Genomic DNA, 18,264 nt, shown 5'->3' on the forward strand with positions numbered 1-18,264 from the left:
TCAACACTCACATTATAGAAAAAGCACCGGAGTCTGCACCTACTGAACCTCAAGAGGATACTACTTTTTCCAAGAGAGAAAAAGTAAAAGAGTGGATTGGAAAGGGCATAAAAAAAAGTAGATCAGCTAGTGAGTTACTGGGAAGTGCTTATAAATTAACTACTAGTACCACAGAAGTAGTAAGCACTGATGAAACGACCGGTAAACAAAAAGTTATTATTACAACTCCTAAACCGACAATGCAATGTATATCTTCTAAAATGACTCCACTTATTTATGAGAAAAATACTTATGGAGAAGTGCGTCAAGATATTATAAACATTGTAAATGTTCCATTAAAATATAAGTTTAATAATAAGATTATTGAAGTTACGGCATATAGAAATCTTACTTTTACCGATCCTATAAAGCCTGGAAGTTCATTCGTGTTAAAATACGCCTTAAGTAATCATGTCGATGAAAGAAATATAACTATAGATAAGGCTTGTCTTGAAATTCATTATGATGCAAACGGTAAATTACAAAAATTAGCTTTGCCCAATCCTCCTGTACTTTGCCCTATTCCTCATTATCCTGTATTAATCGGCTATAGTGGCAACCTATATATTGTACCGGTAAATAGCTGACATTATGAGTATTTAACTCAAAAAATTTGTGAAAATGGAGGAGTAGTGGAAATAGGGCACACTGACCATGCATATCATGTAGAAGCTATATATGGTTATTTTTTACTGGATCCCGCTAAAGTACACGGAATGACAGAGAGAGGGACGACGGAATCGTTCCACGCAACAAAGCCAATGCCACGCGGGAATGACATTGAAGCTATGAAACAAGACCGTTAACCTTGTGTGATGGCTGCTACTTCATAGGCGAAATTTTTTCTTCGTGTTCTATACCTTCACCAAGTTCGTATCTAATAAATTTGGCGATTTTAATTTCTGCACCGAGTTCTTTTTCAGCATTTTTAATTACTTCCGCAACAGTAAGTTTAGGCTCAAATAAGAAATTTTGCTGAAGCAATACAACTTCAGAGAAGAATTTACGTATTCTACCTTCTACCATTTTTTCTATAATATTATCAGGCTTTCCTTCTTCTTTAGATTTCTCAAAAAATACTTTTCTCTCACGCTCTACGAGTGCTTGATCCAAGCTTGAATCATCTATACTTTGCGGGTTATTTCCTGCTACATGAACAGCAATTTGTTTAGCTAAAGCTTCTAGTTTTGCTTTATCTTTTGCGTTAGACGCAAGACCTACTAATACGGAAATTTTTCCTAGATTCGGTACAACTTCATTATGTACGTAGGAACCGATTGCTCCTTCGGATATCTCTAATATATCCATACGACGTAATGTTAAATTTTCACCGATTGTAGCTATATTTTCTATAATCTCTTCTTCAACTGATTTACCGCTTTGCATTTTAGATGTTTTTAACGTGTCTATAGTTTTTGCAATTACTGCAAGGTTTGCAATATCCTTAACTAGATCTTGAAATTGTTCATTTCTAGCAATAAAATCTGTTTCGGAATTTACTTCAACCACCACTCCGGTAAGCCCATCAACTTTTACAGCCGTTAAACCTTCAGAAGCAATACGTCCGGCTTTTTTTGCTGCCGCAGCTAAGCCTTTCTTACGCAGAAAATCTATAGCTTCTTCAAAATTACCGCTGGTTTCTATTAATGCTTTTTTGCAGTCCATCATACCTGCACCGGTTTTTTCTCTTAATTCTTTAACCGCTGCAGCACTTATATTTATTTCACTCATACCTTACTTTCTCCTTAATTATTATATTTGGCTTGGGATATCGCTTGAAGAAGGACCTCGGTGTCACCCCGTGGCTTGACCACGGGGTCCATAAAAACAACAAAGAATACTAATAATTTTAGTATTTTTAACTGGATACCGTGGTCAAGCCACGGGGTGACACCGAACATATTTTTAGGTCCACGCAACAATGCCACGCGGGGATGACATCGAGTAGGTTCTTCAATCCACACAACAACATTTATGCATTATCAGAATTTTTATTTTCATCGGCATCATTTAATGCTTGCTCAAATTCTGTATTTGTCTCTTCATCAATATTTTTCGTTTTAGAGAATTTTTTAGCTTGTTTTAATTTAGAAACATTTTTAGAAGTTAACGCCTTATCTGTATGCTCCTGCATAGCACCCATGTCAACTCCTGAAGCTTTCATTGATTCTTCAAGTCCTTGTAATGCCGCATCTGCAAATAAACTACAATAAAGTCTTATTGACCTTATAGAATCGTCATTACCCGGAATCGGATAATCTACATTATCAGGATTAGAATTAGTATCGACTACTGCAACTATAGGAACATTAAGCTTTACCGCTTCATTAATTGCGATATGCTCTTTATTAGTGTCAATAACTACTAGAAGATCAGGTTTAGAATTAAGATTTCTAATACCGGCAAGAGATAGAAATAACTTCTCTTTCTTACGGCTCATATCGAGTATCTCTTTCTTAGTATAACCCATAAGTGCTTCTTCGCTTTCTAAGGTTTTTTCTAACTTATTTAGTTTTTCTATTGAACCCGCAATAGTTTTCCAGTTAGTTAGCATACCGCCAAGCCATCTATGATTTACGTAATATTGTCCGCATTTTTCGGCATATTCCGCTATAATATCACTGGCCTGTATTTTAGTACTTACAAATAATATTTTACCGTCTTTTTTTACGGTTTCATATATTGTATTCAAAGCAACACTCATTAAAGCAGCACTTTGTCTTAAATCTATTATATGAACATCATCACGTTCACCATATATATAAGATGCCATTTTAGGATTCCAACGTGAGGTCTTATGACCGAAATGCACGCCTGCATCTAATAATTCTTTAATGTTAACAGATGGTATTTTTGACATTTTTAAATTCTCCTAATTGTTAGTTTATACCTCCGTAAGATATTGTGATATTTGTCATCCCGTGGCCCCGCCACGGGATTCAAAAACAACTTATTATCATATATTTACTGAATGCCATGTTCAAGGAACTAGCATGACAGTTCTATACATGAACTAACATATATCTTACGTGTGAATTTGCTTAAATCATAAGCCTACAAACTATATACGTATATTGTATAATTTACAAGCTTTTATTCTTTTCGCCAAATAGTAGTACCATCAGGTTTATCTTCTAGAATTATTTTTTTCTCTAATAACTGGTTACGAATTTGATCGGCTAATAACCAATTTTTTTGTTTTTTTGCTTCCAAACGCTTATTTACAAGCTCATTTATATATAGTTCATTCACACCGCTATTAAACCACTCATGGGGAGTCTTATTCATTAAACCAATAAAATTAGCACAAGTAATAATAGCAGAGGCGTTAAGCTGCCTTTCTTCTTCAGTTTTAGAAATAAAGACACCTTTAGCATAGTCATTAATTATTTTAACGGCAAGCGGTGTATTCATGTCATCAAGTAAGCTTTGCATGAAATTGTGAGGTAAATCTATTTTTTGTACATTAATATTTTCTATGGCTCTATACCAATAATCTAAAGTCTTTTTAGCATCTTCTATAGCTTTATCATTATAATCAAGTGGACGTCTATATTGAGTACTTAATAAAAATAACCTTACTACTTCTCCTTGAATTTGTTTATCCATTAAATCCCTTACGGTAATAAAATTACCGAGAGATTTACTCATTTTCTCACCGTTCACCGTTAGAAAGCCATTATGTACCCAATATTTAGCATAGGTAGAATCCGGAAAAGCACATCTACTTTGTGCAATTTCATTAGTATGATGCGGGAAGATTAAATCTGCTCCGCCACCGTGAATATCAAAATTCTCACCTAAATATTTGTAGCTCATGGCTGAACATTCAATATGCCATCCAGGGCGACCGAGTCCCCAAGGACTTTCAAAATTCATATTTGCGGATTCATTTGGCTTTGCCGGTTTCCATAATACAAAATCCTGTGGATGCTTTTTGGTTTTGCTGTTTTCTATACGCACTCCCTCAAACATTTCTTCTAAATTTCGGTTAGATAATTCCGTATAATTTGGAGCTGATAAAACATCAAAATAAACATGATTATCCGCAATATATGCATGATCTTTTGCTATTAAGCGTTCTATTATTTCGATCATTACATCAATATGCTCTGTAGCTTTCGGCTCAATACTCGGTAGTAGGCAACCTAAATATGCCATATTTGTATGAAACTCTTGTGTAACTTTATCAGTCAACTCATTAATAGTAATGCTAAGTAGCTCAGCCCTATCGATAATTTTATCGTCAACATCCGTAATATTACGTACGTATTTTACAGATTGCTCACCAAATATTTTTATAACTATACGGTAGAGTAAATCATATACCACTACTGACCTGCTATTACCTATATGAGGATTATCGTAAACAGTCGGTCCGCATACATATATTTTTACGTTAGTCTGATCTTGAGGGTTAAAAACCTCTTTAGTACGGCTAAGAGTGTTATATAAGTGAAATTGAATTTGCATATTTTATTTACCAAAAATTGAGATGCCATTAGTTAGTATGTGATGTATTAAGCACATTTTGGTTAAAAAATCTATTAGTTAACAAAAATTAGTAATTAATAGTTTACATAAGTTAATAAACATTATATAAGTCGCCTCGTTTATGTTTAAAAAAAATAATAACTGATCGAGGTTTAAATGAGCTTACAAAATTCCCACTCAAAAAAATATGTTTTAACTTTTTTCATGTCAACATGTTTGTTGACTAGTAGCTTTTTAAGTACAAGTGCTAGAGCGGCAAGCTTTAAAGATTTAGTTAGTAAAACACCGGCTTTAAGCGGTCTTAACGAAGTGCAGCAAAAAAGGGCATGGGAAAGCTACAGTTTACAAGAAAAACAAGATAATTGGAAGAAAGCAAATTTAGTACCTAGTACTACTCAAGCAACAATTGACGTGGGAAACGGTTATAACGAAAGAGACTTGCCTGCTTTATTTACAGGTACTAGGCATAGTGCAAGAGGAAAAAAAGCAGAGCTTGACTTATATATTGCAGGAACGAAACAAGGCTTTAAAGAAAAAGTTGACGGATATATTTCACAAGGAAAAATTCCTACGCCTGAAGAAGCAGCACAAAACCTTGAAATAGCTTATGATGCTAAAAAAACAGATAATAAACTAGAAAAAAATCAAAATGTACGCCGTGTAGAAAAGGATAAAAAAGCATTACTAGACCTGTATATTCACTCAATAACAACTTCAGTTAAAGAAAAAGAATACATAACTACCGGCAGAGTTCCTGAATTAGATGAGCTAGAGAAAACTCTTAAGATAAGTAAAGAAGAAGCAAAACACCGTAGAACCGTAATAAGAAATCAAGTTATGGAGAAGAAAAAAGTAGAGCTTATAACTATTGGTAAGATTCCTACCCAAGAAGAACTGAATAAACTTTTTGGTAAAGATAGAGAGTCAAATGATGCACAATATATTAATGATATAAGAACGCATGCTATGCACAATGCAAGACAACAATATATAGATAATAATAATCCACTCCCCTCAAATGATGAAATACGTAAAAAGTTTAATATTAAGAAATTAGAGGCTGATCATTTTCTTAAACAAATAGAAAGTGAAAGAACAAAAGGCAATAATAATCAAGATAATACTAGGTCATATACTAAACATCCTAGAACAACTACAAATACTGGAGGAAAATCATCGGGGTCGGGGGTTCCTTTTGACACAGGTAGAGAGGAAAGACAACCATATTCTTTTGATTCTAAGAGTACTTTAGAAAGCCTGCTTAAAGGTAACAGAGATAATTATACGCAATCCCAGCAGAACATATATAAAATAATACAACAAGAAGAAAATACTGAAGAATTTAAAAATCTTATTAAAACAAATCCTATAGCAGCACTAAATCTTGAAGTAGATGGTAGTTATAAAAAAGAAGCAGTGGATGCTATCTTAAGTGATTTTAATGATGATATTATTCAAAAAATATTATTTAGTGATGATAAGGGAAGATTAGATTTTAACACAAATATTGACGTTAAAAATAGACCTACTCTAAAACAATTATTAGATAATAGCTCTGAAGAGCAACGTAACAAAATTATTGACGGCATCAGTACATATGCAAAAGAAAATATAATTCCTTTAGTATTTAAAGGAGAAATCCGGCATGATAAATTATCAGATTTGCTGAAACTGGCAGTAATGACAGACAAATCGATAATACAAGAACTTTTAACTTTGCAATTAGAGTTAAAAAATGACTTACACTCCCATAATGTTCAAGGAACTAATATATCTCCCGAAGTAATAAAAGCAATTAATGATGTACTAAGAGAATATAATGTTATAGAGAAAGATTTGAGTAGTTCAGAAATAGTTAAATTAGCTAATTCTTTCAACAACAAGGGATTCGAGGATAGTATTAATATAATGTCATCTTCTAAGGAGGCATTAACTACGCAAATATATAATCTGTTTGGGTTAAGTAGTCAAAATAAAACACACGGTAATGCACCGCCTCCACCCCCCCCTTTTGGTAATGCTTATTTAAATAAGCTTACAAATACTCCTGAATTATATACATTATATGATCAGTTTATTCAGAACAGTAAAGTAAAAAATGAAAACACAGCTAAAACAAATCAGGATAAAACTAAGAGTAATACTCAAGAAAGAAATGAGCCGACAACCGAATATGCTAAATTATATAAACAATATAGAGCTGAGACAGGAGGTAAAAAAGCTGATGATTTACAAGATCAAAAGATAAAAAAACAAGCTGACATTATAAATGTTATACGTCAAATATTAACAGAATCATATGCCAACCAAGGAGCGGACGAGAAAACTCTTGTAAATTTATTTAGTATTGCAACTCCTGAAGTCGAAGAAAAAGCTAAAGAAATTTTTAAGGAGCTTGTTCAAGATCCATATATACAAGATATAATTGTAAATCGTAATAAAACAACAATAACAAGAAGATTAATATTAGAGAAGATTTTCGATGAAGATACTGATGATGCAGTAGAACGCATCATATTATCATCATGCAAAATATCTGAAGATCTAAAGAAACCTATTAAACATGAATTAGATAAATTAAAACTGATTAGAGAATTAGAGAGCAAACAAGACCCATTTGAACAATTAAAATTTGCTTATGAGAAAGCAGAAATTCTTGGTCAAAAATTTGACACTAGACTTGAAGAATTAATTAAAAACCCTGCTATATTAACTATTGCACAACAAATTACTTTTTTAACAAAAGAAGATACAAAATTAAAAAAAGTAATTACAACTGATCAAGCACAAGCTAAACTTGATTACTTAAGAATAGCTATTTTAAATGCAATAAAACTTGAAGAATTAACTGCAGCAAATTTACCTCAAAATGATTTTATGGCTATAGTAAAAGCAAAAGATCCTGCATTATTACAAGAGTTTTTAAAAGCCGCTGTTGTCAAACAAGAAAGTAGTAATAATTTAGATCAATTAAGATTAGCTTTGCCTTCGTTTTCAGGTATGAGTGATCAACAAGTAAGAGCTCTTGCTAATAAATTAAATATGTCTGTAATATTAAAAGCTCTTAAAGACTACTCTCAAGAAAAAGCTAAAAATCATACCCATACCGGAAATGTGCCACCACCACCACCTGGCTTAGCTTATTTAAAAGATTTAGGATTTACTCAAGATTGGATAGATAGAATTACTAAAGTAAATGAAGATATTAAAACACCTATTTTCAAAACAATAACTCCAAAGGTTTATAATTTTAGCTCCGATATAGCTCTAAGATATAATGAACTTGCTTTATCAGGACAAAAATCAGCAGGACATAAAGCAAAATACTCTGATACCGATTTGTTTAAAAAAGCTACAATAGAATCAATAGTACTTAAGCATTCAAAACATGTATCTAAGGTCAATCAAAACAAAGAATATTTTGAAAAAATTCAAGAAGCAGTTGACACTATGCACTCTAACTTTATAGGTCCTAGAACTGAAATAGGGCAAGAAATACATAATATTTATACTTCTAAACTTTTAGCACTAGCAAAAGATAAAGACTTTATTAAATATGTTGAAGATAATATTAAACCTAGCAAAAAACGTAAAGATGAATTAACGGAGGCATTTAATACTGCTAACTCTGATTTTATAGGCCCTAGAACTGAAATAGGACAAGAAGTACATAATATTTATAAATCTAAGCTTTCAGAGCTAACAAAAGATACAGACTTTATTAAATATGCTGAAGATAATATTAAGTATCAAGAAGAGTTACGCAAAGAATTTGCTCCTGAAGCTGCACCTAGACAGCAGCAGGTGACAGAAAATATACAAGAAGCACTAACAGAGGCATTTAATACTGCTAACTCTAATTTTATAGGTCCTAGAACCGAAATAGGGCAAGAAGTACATAATATTTATAGAGAGAAACTTTTAGAATCGGTAAAAGATAAAGAATTATTACTTTTTGTTGAACAATTACTAATAGAATCTACTGAACTAGAACAAAAATACGGTAGTAATGTTCAATCAGAAGATAATAACCAGGAAAAGAAAGTAGGACGTTTAGATCCAAAACAATTCCAATCATTATTCCAGCAAGAAAACGAAGCGACAAATGACGAATCCTCAACAAAGGATGATACACGACCTGAAGATAGCAATAAAAAGTCAGAGAAATCTGATTCAACAACTGCTTTATCACCGAGGTTATTGAGTTCTAGCGATAGCAAAAATGATAAATCATCAGATGACAAAAAATCACTTCTAGCCTTAAGATCTAGTGACGAAGACGATAAAGGATATGAAACTGATGAAGAATTAGAAGAAAGTAATAATACAACTGAAGAAGAATCAAAAAAAGATATAGCTTTAGAAAGCGAAGACGAAGCTATCGATGTGTCATTCAAAACTGAAGCAATTGCAGAACAAGATGAAGCGACACAGAGACAACAGGTATCTGCCGAAACTAATAACAAAGTAGCAGTATTAGAGGTGGTGGATAGAACGATTTCAGTTACTAATAAACATATTTATAGTAATATTTTTAATAACAGACTTGATATTGCTTCTATAGTTGCCGCTGGTGATGAAGACCCAACTATCGCAAGAGGGGTATGGATTAGCGGCTTATACGGCATCAATAAACAAGGAACTTGGAAGAATATTCCAAAATATCAAGGTCGTACCACCGGTGTAACTATCGGAGCTGATGCTGAATTCATTAATAGTCATGATGTTATAGGAATAGCTTATAGCCGTTTAGAATCCCAAATTAAATATAATAAAAAACTAGAAAAAACAGCTGTTAACGGTCATCTTTTAAGCATTTACGGTCTAAAAGAACTAATTAAAGATTTCTCGTTACAAGCTATAACATCTTACGGTCATAATTATATTAAGAATAAATCTAAAAGTATTAATAATATAATTGGAAAATATCAAAACAATAATTTAAGTTTTCAAACCTTATTAAATTATAAATATCGTACAAAATACGATTTACATTTTATTCCTAATATCGGTTTTAAATATGATTATTCAAGAGCTAGCAACTATAAAGAATATAATGTAGATATAGAAAACTTAATGATTCAAAAGAAATCAAATCAATCCTTTGAAAGTAGTATTGGCGGTAAAATAGTGTTTAAGCCTATAGCGACCGTAAATAATATAGTATTAACACCAAGTTTGTACGGTAATATTGAGCGTCACTTCAATAATAAAAATACAAAAGTTAATGCAAAAGCAACTTTTAAAGGGCAAACATTACAAGAAACAATTATTATACCAAAACAACCTAAGCTTGGATATAATATCGGTAGTAATATACTTATGAGCAGAAAAAATATAAATGTTCTGCTTGAGTATAATTATTATACTCATAGAAAATATCAAAGCCATCAGGGGCTTATTAAACTAAAAGTCAATTTGTAAAATAAATAAGGATAAGTTTCTTCTAAGAGCTTATCCTTTCTTAATAAACAAACTTATTAACCAAACTGCCAAATAGGATATCGGCGTACTAAATACGGTAAAAAATAGTTTAAATGAATAGCTATTAAGTACAAGCTGACCTAATTGATCAAAAGGAAAAATATTAAATAAGCTCATAATCCCAATTACAATAAAAGTATCAATAAATAAAGAAATTGCTGTACTAAAATTATTTCTTATCCATAAATATTTACCTTTAGTAATTTTACGTATCCATAAATAGATATTAATATCAACAAGTTGAGCTATATAACAGGCAAAAGTTGATGCTAAAAAAGATATATGGTATGAACCAAAGACTTTATGAAAAGTTATGTTATCAACATTAGACCAATTAGTAGCTTCCAATTTATCCATGAGACTTATTATTAAAACTACTATTATATTAAAAATAATAGCAAGTTTTACACAAAAATTGGCCCTTTCTTTACCGTAAAACTCAGCTATTAAATCCGTTAATAAAAAAGTTAACGGGTAAAAAATTGCTCCTATAGATAATTCAAGAATATAAAAATTAAAAATATTAAGGTAAACAAATTTTTGATATATTAAGTTTCCTACTATAATAAGGACTGTAAAAAACGTACATAAAATGATATAAATTTTTTCTTTTATATTAAATTCTATAGACATTTCTAAAATTATTTTGTGAATTATTGTCATACGGCTTTGTTGCATGACCCGATTTTTTCGTTATTGCGAGAAGAAATTGTAAATTTCAACGAAGCAAGGAAGAAAAAAATTCTGTAAATCAGAATTTTTTTAATTATTTTTTTGGATTGCCACGTCGCTTTACTCCTCGCAAGATGTTGTTACGTGGATCAATTTCACCTCTGTCATCCCGTAGCTTGACCACGGGATCCAGTTAAAAATACTAAAATTATTAGTATTTTTTATTGTTTTTATGGCCCCCGTGGTCAAGCGAACTAGGTGACACAGTAGGTTTTACCGGTCTACGCAACAATGCCTCCTCGCAATGACTGTTCGGGGATCCATGCAACAATGCCAACAAAGATAGACAATGACAAGTATGAGAGATATTACTAAGATAAAGCTGTAACTATTTAGCTATAGGTAAACTATTTTCTGCTTGATTTTCTTCAATTTCATTAATTTTAGAAACTAAATCTGATTTCTTTTTTGAAGAAAGGTTAGCAAGTACTATTGCGTTTATTAAAAATAATGTTGTAAGTATTATAGTGCTTTTAGTAAGAAAATTACCGACTATTTTAGCACTGACTACTCCCATATTATTACCGCCGCTTATACTACTAATTCCATCCGATCCGCTACGCTGCATCAGAATAACTATAATTAGCAATATTGCAATAGTAATATGTACAAAAAGAAGAATGTCTATCATATAATAAAATAATCATTACCGTATTTTAAATGTAAATCATACATTAGTTTTATATTATTTGCAACTTAGCTTTATAAAATAAACGTAATACTATAATAGTATCTGACAGAAACTAGACTAAAATCAGCATATGAATTTTTCAAGAAAGGTTAAAAATTCACAAAGCTTAGGATGTATAGTGGGGCGGGCTAGTGTACGATTTGCTAACCATTTCTACTAAACGACAGTATATAAGAGATACTTTTTTTATGCAACAAAATTTACAAGCAGCATGAAAATTTAAAGGGTGGGGAAATTGCCCCTGTCCTTAATTAATCGTTCCTACATCATACCCTACGCTTATTAATCCGGCTAAAATAAGCTCCTCATCATTATTATTAATTGCTTCGTAGATTAAATCAGAGCTTAGATTATTATTTACGGCAGCTTGTAGCAATTTCGGATGATTCAAAAGCGTTTTGCCATATACTGTTTCATTAAATATATTTGTTATAATTTTATTATTTGTTGAATCATTTTATTGTTCTTGCTCTTTTATTTGTACCTTTTCTAGGTTTTCTTTATATAAAAAATTGTCATTGTCCTTTTTTATTGCTGCTTTATATTTTTCTATAGCTTCACTATATTTTTCTTGATTATCTAAAGCTAGACCATCTTTATATAACTTTTCTGCCTCTTTAATTGCTTTAACTTTATTTATACCCAGACAGTTTTCAATTTCCACCATTACTTGTTCTTCTATATCGTTGTCCCCAAGGTCAAGGTAAGTAATAGAACTATTAGACTCAATTAATTTAGCGATATACTTTGCCCTAATATTACCTATATTGTTGTTGTTAAGTTTAAGCTCAACAACAGAATTACTGGATTTTAGAGCTTCAAAAATAAGCTCTGCTTCTGCAGCACCTATATTATTGTTTCCAAGGTCAAGGTGAGTAATAGAGTGCTTATTAAGCTTTAGAGCTCTGGCAATAAGTTCTACTCCTCCAGCCCTTACGTTAATCCATCCGTACTTACCGTTGAGGCGAAGGTCAGTAATAGAACATTCATCAGTCTCTAGAAGTTTTGCAATAAACTCAGCCCCTTCAACACCTATGCTTTTATAATTAAGATTAAGCTTAGTAGCACCATTTTTTAAACTATCGGCTTGTTCCTTTAATTCTTTTTTTTCTAGAAATTCTATTAATTCCTTCATATTTTTTACTCCTTATTAAATTTTATAATTTTTAATCTTTTGTTAAGAATGAGCTTATAGATAGAATCATAGTAAGGAGTTTTAAGAATGCAATAGAAATTTAATTAAAAGTACAAATAAATGGAAATTAATTTAAGGAATATAGCAAGTTAGATTTTTTATAATATTTAAAATTCGGGATTTAAAAGAGATTTAATACAAAAATTAGACAATTTGGAACATAAAAGGAACATATGAATTTTAAGAAATTTTTTAAAAGCCTTGAAACCCTTATAGAGATTGGTGCTACTAGGGGGAATTGAACCCCCGACCTCTTCATTACCAATGAAGTGCTCTACCCCTGAGCTATAGTAGCAAGACTATATGAAAGAAAATTAAATTATTTTAAATATTTTAAACCGAAAACTAATAAGATTTTTGTGGTAATAACTGTGCCTATTTCAAAAAAATTTGATAATTTGTAACTAAAAAGAGTAAAAATAGATTAATTTAATTTTCTTTCATATAGTCTAGAATTTTATTTCAAACTCTTTTTGCCACATATTTGCTATTAAATCAAGAAGAATTTTAGAAATTCGTTTACTATATTACTAAAAAGCTCTTATTCTAGCTTTTCATTCGTTCCACTTATATGTACCTCATCAGAAGATGCTACTGTAGCTTCATTAGCATACATCCCAAATTTTTTATGTAAATAATCACTTAAAATCTTTAGTGTTTTTTCTTTGGTTTGGCATGCTAATATCATTTTATTATCTTGTACTAACTTTTGTAATTGGGCTATCTCTTTTGCAGAAGCAGGTCTCATTTCTAAAGAGCCGCTTTCTTCTTGCCGTAATCGGTCGGTCGTTACAGTCGTAGTAACTCTATGACACGTACCGAATAAGTCTATATCTATCCTTGAAATTGCTTCGTTACTAGTTATTTTTTCAACAGTTTTGGAGTGATTTATGCTATCCTGTGAGATACAAGCAAAAACTAATCCTTTTTTAGTTATTTTGTGTTCGTAAGCATTGCCATAGTAAGAACTCTTAGGTGTCAAGACTACAATTTTATCATTAAATTCAACTAGATTTGTAATTTTTTTCATATTTTATCTAAACTTCTATTTTTGTAAAAATATAAGGCGATCAATGCAAAAATACAGCTTAATATGATGTAATAAACTGCCGAGGTTACATGCCCTGTTTTTTGTACTAAATATTCAAAGACAAGAGGCGTAGTACCTCCGAAAATACTTGTAGCAGTGTTATATGAAATAGACAAAGCGGTGTTACGTATATTTGTAGGATAAAACTCTGCTTGTAATGCCGGTTCAGGACCGATATAGCTAGCGGCAAGTATAGCTAGTATAAATTGTGAGATAATTACGCTTGTAAAATCACCGTTCTCAAAATTATTAAGTAAAAACGGCGTTGTTATAGTAATTATTATCAGGTTAATTACAAAAATTTTTCTGCGACCTATAATATCGGATAAATAACCGCTTAATAAAGTTACAGCTATCATAATCACGTAACATACGCTAGCTAGGCTATTTACTTCATTTTCAGTAAAATTACGGCTGATTTTTAAAAACGATACCAAGTAAATTGTAGTTAAATAGAATATTATCGAACCGGGAGCATTGATAAAAATCGAGATTAATATATCAAACCAATGATTGGTAATGACTTTTTTTAACGGTGATTGTAAAATCTTTTTCTGTTCTCTTAGATTTTTAAAATTCGGTGTTTCGTGTGTATTTTTTTTAATATAAAATGCTGCAAAAAGAATAAAAAATCCAAGTAAAAAAGGTATTCTCCAGCCAAAACTATCAAATTGTGAAGCTGTTAGGATATTCTTAACGATATAAGAAACAAAAGAACCAAGCAATAAACCGGAGCATATACTAGACGTTGAAATACTACCGGTAAAGCCTCGGTGTTTATGGCTAGTATGTTCAATAACAAAAGAAATAGAACCGGTTAAAACTCCTCCCATTGATAATCCTTGCAGAATTCGTACACAAATCATTAATATAGTCGCAGTTATACCTATAGTATGGTAAGTTGGTAATATTCCTATTAATACGGTTGGGGCAGACATGCAAAATAATGCACTAGTTAAGGCTACTTTGCGTCCAAATCTATCACCAATAACACCAAAAAATATGCCGCCCAACGGTCTTGCCAAATAACCTATAGCAAATACTAAAAAAGCTTGCAGTAAAGAAGTATTAGCATCATCATTCGGAAAAATTTTTGCTCCTATTATGGGTGCAAAATAACCGAATAATACATAATCATACCATTCAAAAGTGTTAGCGATACCGCTTGAAAATACTAGCTTACTGCGATTCATGTTTTCTACTCATAGCTTTTTTTTCGGAGTATATTATAAATAAGGTAGCAGGAATTATTATTACTGCTCCATGAAGTGTACTTTTATCGGGAAACTCACTAAATATGAAATATGCCGCTATTGCCGAAATCACCAGCTCTAAATATCTATAAGGAGCGGTAGCGGTTGCATCTACCATGGAAAAAGCTTTAAGTAGGAATAATAATATTAAACTACCGCTACTACCTAGTACAAATAATAAAGCTAATTCAAAACCGCTAGGGGTTAGCCAATATTGCGATGCAACAGGCAATGATACTACAGTAGTTACTATTGCCGAATAAAATAGCATACTGATCATCGATTCTTTTATTACGAATTTTTTATTAATAATGTCAAGCATAGCAAATGAAATAGCCGCTAATACAAAATACAAAATTTCGGGGTTAAAATCCTCGGCATGAGGTTTAAGTGTAACAACAAGCCCTATAAATCCTACTACGGTAACTACCCATCTTTGCCAAATAATATTTTCGTTAAGAAAAAATATGGCAAGTATTAAAGTAAATAAAGGGATAGAAAAACTTACAACAGTTGCAGTAGTAACGAGAGCTATGGTAAGACCGTAAGTCCAGGAAGTCATACCGAAAAATAATAATAATCCTCTTAATATATGTACAAAAGGATGACTTGTTTTTAAGGTATTTTTACCGTAATAAAAAACAAAAGGTAGTAAAACTATGCTACTGAAAAAGAAGCGGAAAAAAGCTACTTCAAAGCTATGTAAACGAGTCCCAAGATATTTAGACATTACATCATTGGCACTACTACTTACTAAACTAAGTAAAAACCAACCTATACCGGTTAAATATGTTTTTAATGCATTATTCATTAATATGCTCCAATAATTTCTATAATTTTACTTAAATGTCTTGACTTTTAGCATAAAAGAATTCTATCTTTTATGAAAATGGTATAAATATATAAACAAAAATTTTATATAATAATACGGTAATCAATTTTAAGCAAGTAAAGGTTATAATTAATATGTTAAGAATAGTGAAAAAATTAGGGATAATTTTGTTTGTATCCAGCATAAGTATTAATAGTTTTGCTAAAAGCATGTATGATGATGTAGATTCTGCTCCTGACTATGATAGTACACCGTATTACGAAAACGAAGGAAGTTTAGTTTTCAAGATGCGTCTAGGAGGTGTTTTTTCAAGTGCTAAGCAAAAAGGATTACCTACTCCTACTTCTCCTCAACCTGTTCCAGTAGGAGAAGTTGCAAAAAACGGTTATGGAGGTGATGCATCCACTACTATATTTTTTAACAATTATTTAGCTACTGAATTATCACTTGGCTTTAATGTTTTACGCACTAAATATACATCCCTTGCAGCCGTTGCTCATAATTATGGCGTTGATAATGTCAAACTAGGAAAAAACAAACCTATTTATATGATTCCTGCAACGGTTACCGGACAATTTCATATAGCTCCTTACGGTGGAATAAGACCGTATATAGGCATAGGTTATCACGGTTCTTATATGCTTACGCAAGCTACCGGTCTTAAAATTAGAAACGGACACGGTGCCGTAGGACAAATAGGTGTAGATTTTTATGCTAAAGATGATACTTTAATCAATATCGACGTAAGACAATTTTTCTTAAATCCTAAACTTGAGTATAAACCGAATTTAGTAGGTAATAAAACCGTGACCTCTAAAGTTAAACTTAATCCTTTAATAGTTTCTATAGGTATAGGATTTACTTTTTAGTATTGGTGTCATACCGTGGCTTGACCACGGTATCCAGTCTTTTTTTATTTTTTTCTGGACCCCATGGTCAAGCCACGGGGTGACAATGAAAAAAACTATTAATGTAATAATACCTCACAGAAATGACATTAAAAAAGTAATTCCCCTATGTCCCTACAAATTATCCAGTTATTATACTTAGTTGCGGCTGTTTGTTTTATTCTGTCGCTAAAGTTTTTATCCTCACAGAAACAAGCACGTTTAGGTAGTACCATAGGTATCTTGGGAATGGCGATAGCAGTCGGCGTTACTTTTTTCCTCCCGGATTTTACTCATAAATTACCCATTATAGCAATCATATTATTAGGCGGTATAATCGGAGGGATTATTGCACTTAAAATCTCCATGACGGCAATGCCTCAATTAGTTGCCGGATTTCACTCTTTTGTTGGTCTTGCTGCGGTATTTATAGCTTACGCTACGATACTTGCTCCTGAAAATTTTTCTATAGGAATAGCAGGAAGTTTACCGATTAATTCATTAATAGAAATATCGCTTGGAGTTTCTATGGGAGCGTTAACTTTTAGCGGTTCGGTTATAGCTTTTCTAAAACTACAAGGCTTAATGAAAAGTAGCCCACTAAAATTCTACGGTCAGCAATATATATGCTTATTAACGGCAATAATATTAGTTCTTCTGATAATATTATTTATTCGTTCAGAGAGTATATTTTTATTTAATCTAATAGTTTTTTTATCACTGTTAATCGGAGTATTACTAATAATACCGGTAGGCGGTGCAGATATACCGGTTATAGTATCAATGCTAAATTCTTATTCAGGTTTTGCAGCAGCCGGTATCGGCTTTACGCTTAGCAATAGCCTACTCATTATTACCGGAGCATTGGTCGGTAGTAGCGGAGCTATACTTAGCTATATAATGTGCAGGGCTATGAATCGTTCATTAATCAAGGTTATTTTTGGAGCGTTTTTGCCTGCACCTACCGGGATTAACAAGGATATAGATGACGATAAAATAGCAAAAACAAGCTGCCCTGAAGATGCGGCACATTTACTACTTAATGCATCATCGGTGATAATTGTTCCAGGTTACGGTATGGCAGTAGCCCAGTCTCAGCATATTATAAAAGAGATGGTTGATATATTAGAACGTTCAGATATTAATGTACGTTTTGCCGTACATCCGGTAGCAGGTAGAATGCCGGGGCATATGAATGTTTTACTTGCAGAAGCTAATATAGATTATGAGAAAGTACTTGAGCTTGAAGAAATTAATAGAGATTTCGCTACCACTGACGTAGTGCTTGTGATTGGGGCAAATGACGTAACTAATCCTGCTGCTAAAAATGATCCAGACAGCCCAATTTACGGTATGCCGGTACTCGATGTTGAGAAAGCTCGTACTATTTTGTTTATTAAACGTTCTATGGCTTCAGGATATGCAGGTATAGAAAATGAGCTATTTTATCACGATAATACTTTTATGTTATTCGGCGATGCTAAGAAAGTAGTTGAGGAGATAGTTAAGTTTCTAAATGAAGATTGACTTAAATAACTCTATTTGTTATAACTTCTTAAATTAAGCC

Annotated in this window: 14 protein-coding genes, 1 tRNA gene and 2 pseudogenes; 6 read left to right on the forward strand and 11 right to left on the reverse strand. The window is 32.0% G+C overall.

The annotated features are described in order from the left end of the window. Both SB78_RS01825 and SB78_RS09590 read left to right on the forward strand, forming a co-directional pair. Positions 1-626 (forward strand): annotated as a pseudogene (locus SB78_RS01825) (hypothetical protein); the annotation flags it as partial. A gap of 45 nt (positions 627-671) precedes the next feature. Next, positions 672-845: a hypothetical protein gene (locus tag SB78_RS09590; protein WP_158510081.1), complete on the forward strand. Its 174-nt coding sequence runs from the start codon at positions 672-674 to the stop codon at positions 843-845. Here SB78_RS09590 and tsf read toward each other — a convergent pair. Further along, positions 842-1,770, reverse strand: a pseudogene (gene tsf, locus SB78_RS01830) (translation elongation factor Ts). The gene SB78_RS09590 and the pseudogene tsf overlap by 4 nt on opposite strands. 60 nt (positions 1,771-1,830) lie before the next feature. Between tsf and SB78_RS09945 the strand changes: the two are divergent. Further along, the gene (locus tag SB78_RS09945) at positions 1,831-1,977 is read left to right on the forward strand and encodes a hypothetical protein (RefSeq protein ID WP_199402699.1); all 147 of its coding nucleotides are present in this window, start codon (positions 1,831-1,833) and stop codon (positions 1,975-1,977) included. A 34-nt stretch (positions 1,978-2,011) separates the two neighbouring features. Here SB78_RS09945 and rpsB read toward each other — a convergent pair whose 3' ends face one another. Beyond that, positions 2,012-2,899, reverse strand: coding sequence for a 30S ribosomal protein S2 (gene rpsB / locus SB78_RS01840; protein WP_041078122.1), 888 nt, complete (start codon positions 2,897-2,899; stop codon positions 2,012-2,014). A gap of 233 nt (positions 2,900-3,132) precedes the next feature. After that, positions 3,133-4,512 carry a cysteine--tRNA ligase gene (cysS, locus tag SB78_RS01845; RefSeq protein ID WP_041078124.1) on the reverse strand — a complete coding sequence of 460 codons (1,380 nt, stop codon included), beginning with the start codon at positions 4,510-4,512 and terminating at the stop codon, positions 3,133-3,135. A gap of 225 nt (positions 4,513-4,737) precedes the next feature. Here cysS and SB78_RS01850 point away from each other — a divergent pair, with 225 nt between their 5' ends. Next, a complete protein-coding gene (locus SB78_RS01850; RefSeq protein WP_410524494.1) occupies positions 4,738-9,957 on the forward strand; it encodes an autotransporter outer membrane beta-barrel domain-containing protein in 5,220 nt (1,739 codons plus the stop codon). A 30-nt stretch (positions 9,958-9,987) separates the two neighbouring features. On the opposite strand, the gene SB78_RS01855 is transcribed toward SB78_RS01850, so the two are convergent. From SB78_RS01855 to SB78_RS01885, 8 genes are all read right to left on the reverse strand, one after another. Next, positions 9,988-10,650 (reverse strand): queuosine precursor transporter, encoded by a 663-nt coding sequence (locus SB78_RS01855; protein WP_041078167.1) that lies wholly within the window; start codon positions 10,648-10,650, stop codon positions 9,988-9,990. Positions 10,651-11,077: 427 nt separating this feature from the next. Continuing rightward, positions 11,078-11,380 carry a preprotein translocase subunit SecG gene (gene secG / locus SB78_RS01860; RefSeq protein ID WP_041078126.1) on the reverse strand — a complete coding sequence of 101 codons (303 nt, stop codon included), beginning with the start codon at positions 11,378-11,380 and terminating at the stop codon, positions 11,078-11,080. Positions 11,381-11,687: 307 nt separating this feature from the next. Further along, on the reverse strand, positions 11,688-11,831 hold the full coding sequence (locus SB78_RS09595) for a hypothetical protein (protein WP_158510082.1): 144 nt from the start codon (positions 11,829-11,831) through the stop codon (positions 11,688-11,690). Between the two features lie 66 nt (positions 11,832-11,897). Next, entirely contained in the window at positions 11,898-12,575 is a 678-nt protein-coding gene (locus SB78_RS01865; protein WP_041078128.1) for a hypothetical protein, read from the reverse strand. Between the two features lie 280 nt (positions 12,576-12,855). Further along, positions 12,856-12,930 (reverse strand) — tRNA-Thr (locus SB78_RS01870). Positions 12,931-13,176: 246 nt separating this feature from the next. Continuing rightward, positions 13,177-13,383: a hypothetical protein gene (locus tag SB78_RS11675; RefSeq protein ID WP_041078169.1), complete on the reverse strand. Its 207-nt coding sequence runs from the start codon at positions 13,381-13,383 to the stop codon at positions 13,177-13,179. A 278-nt stretch (positions 13,384-13,661) separates the two neighbouring features. Then, positions 13,662-14,918: an MFS transporter gene (locus SB78_RS01880; RefSeq protein ID WP_041078130.1), complete on the reverse strand. Its 1,257-nt coding sequence runs from the start codon at positions 14,916-14,918 to the stop codon at positions 13,662-13,664. Then, on the reverse strand, positions 14,905-15,789 hold the full coding sequence (locus tag SB78_RS01885; RefSeq protein ID WP_041078132.1) for a DMT family transporter: 885 nt from the start codon (positions 15,787-15,789) through the stop codon (positions 14,905-14,907). Before SB78_RS01885 ends, SB78_RS01880 begins: the two co-directional genes overlap by 14 nt. A gap of 155 nt (positions 15,790-15,944) precedes the next feature. Between SB78_RS01885 and SB78_RS01890 the strand changes: the two genes are divergently transcribed. Continuing rightward, positions 15,945-16,679, forward strand: coding sequence for an OmpW family outer membrane protein (locus SB78_RS01890; RefSeq protein ID WP_041078134.1), 735 nt, complete (start codon positions 15,945-15,947; stop codon positions 16,677-16,679). 147 nt (positions 16,680-16,826) lie between these two features. After that, positions 16,827-18,224 (forward strand): NAD(P)(+) transhydrogenase (Re/Si-specific) subunit beta, encoded by a 1,398-nt coding sequence (locus SB78_RS01895; protein ID WP_041078137.1) that lies wholly within the window; start codon positions 16,827-16,829, stop codon positions 18,222-18,224. The last annotated feature ends 40 nt before the right edge of the window (positions 18,225-18,264 follow it).

It is taken from the genome of Rickettsia asembonensis (genome assembly GCF_000828125.2).
Classification (GTDB): Bacteria; Pseudomonadota; Alphaproteobacteria; order Rickettsiales; family Rickettsiaceae; genus Rickettsia; species Rickettsia asembonensis.

Excerpts from the sequence above, each read along its gene's own strand:
- SB78_RS01890 (WP_041078134.1), top strand. The coding sequence starts at position 15,945 with ATGTTAAGAATAGTGAAAAAATTAGGGATAATTTTGTTTGTATCCAGC.
- SB78_RS01895 (WP_041078137.1), top strand. The coding sequence starts at position 16,827 with ATGTCCCTACAAATTATCCAGTTATTATACTTAGTTGCGGCTGTTTGT.
- secG (WP_041078126.1), bottom strand. The coding sequence starts at position 11,380 with ATGATAGACATTCTTCTTTTTGTACATATTACTATTGCAATATTGCTA.
- SB78_RS01885 (WP_041078132.1), bottom strand. The coding sequence starts at position 15,789 with ATGAATAATGCATTAAAAACATATTTAACCGGTATAGGTTGGTTTTTA.
- SB78_RS01855 (WP_041078167.1), bottom strand. The coding sequence starts at position 10,650 with ATGTCTATAGAATTTAATATAAAAGAAAAAATTTATATCATTTTATGT.
- rpsB (WP_041078122.1), bottom strand. The coding sequence starts at position 2,899 with ATGTCAAAAATACCATCTGTTAACATTAAAGAATTATTAGATGCAGGC.
- SB78_RS11675 (WP_041078169.1), bottom strand. The coding sequence starts at position 13,383 with ATGAGACCTGCTTCTGCAAAAGAGATAGCCCAATTACAAAAGTTAGTA.
- SB78_RS01850 (WP_410524494.1), top strand. The coding sequence starts at position 4,738 with ATGTCAACATGTTTGTTGACTAGTAGCTTTTTAAGTACAAGTGCTAGA.
- cysS (WP_041078124.1), bottom strand. The coding sequence starts at position 4,512 with ATGCAAATTCAATTTCACTTATATAACACTCTTAGCCGTACTAAAGAG.
- SB78_RS01880 (WP_041078130.1), bottom strand. The coding sequence starts at position 14,918 with ATGAATCGCAGTAAGCTAGTATTTTCAAGCGGTATCGCTAACACTTTT.
- SB78_RS01865 (WP_041078128.1), bottom strand. The coding sequence starts at position 12,575 with ATGAAGGAATTAATAGAATTTCTAGAAAAAAAAGAATTAAAGGAACAA.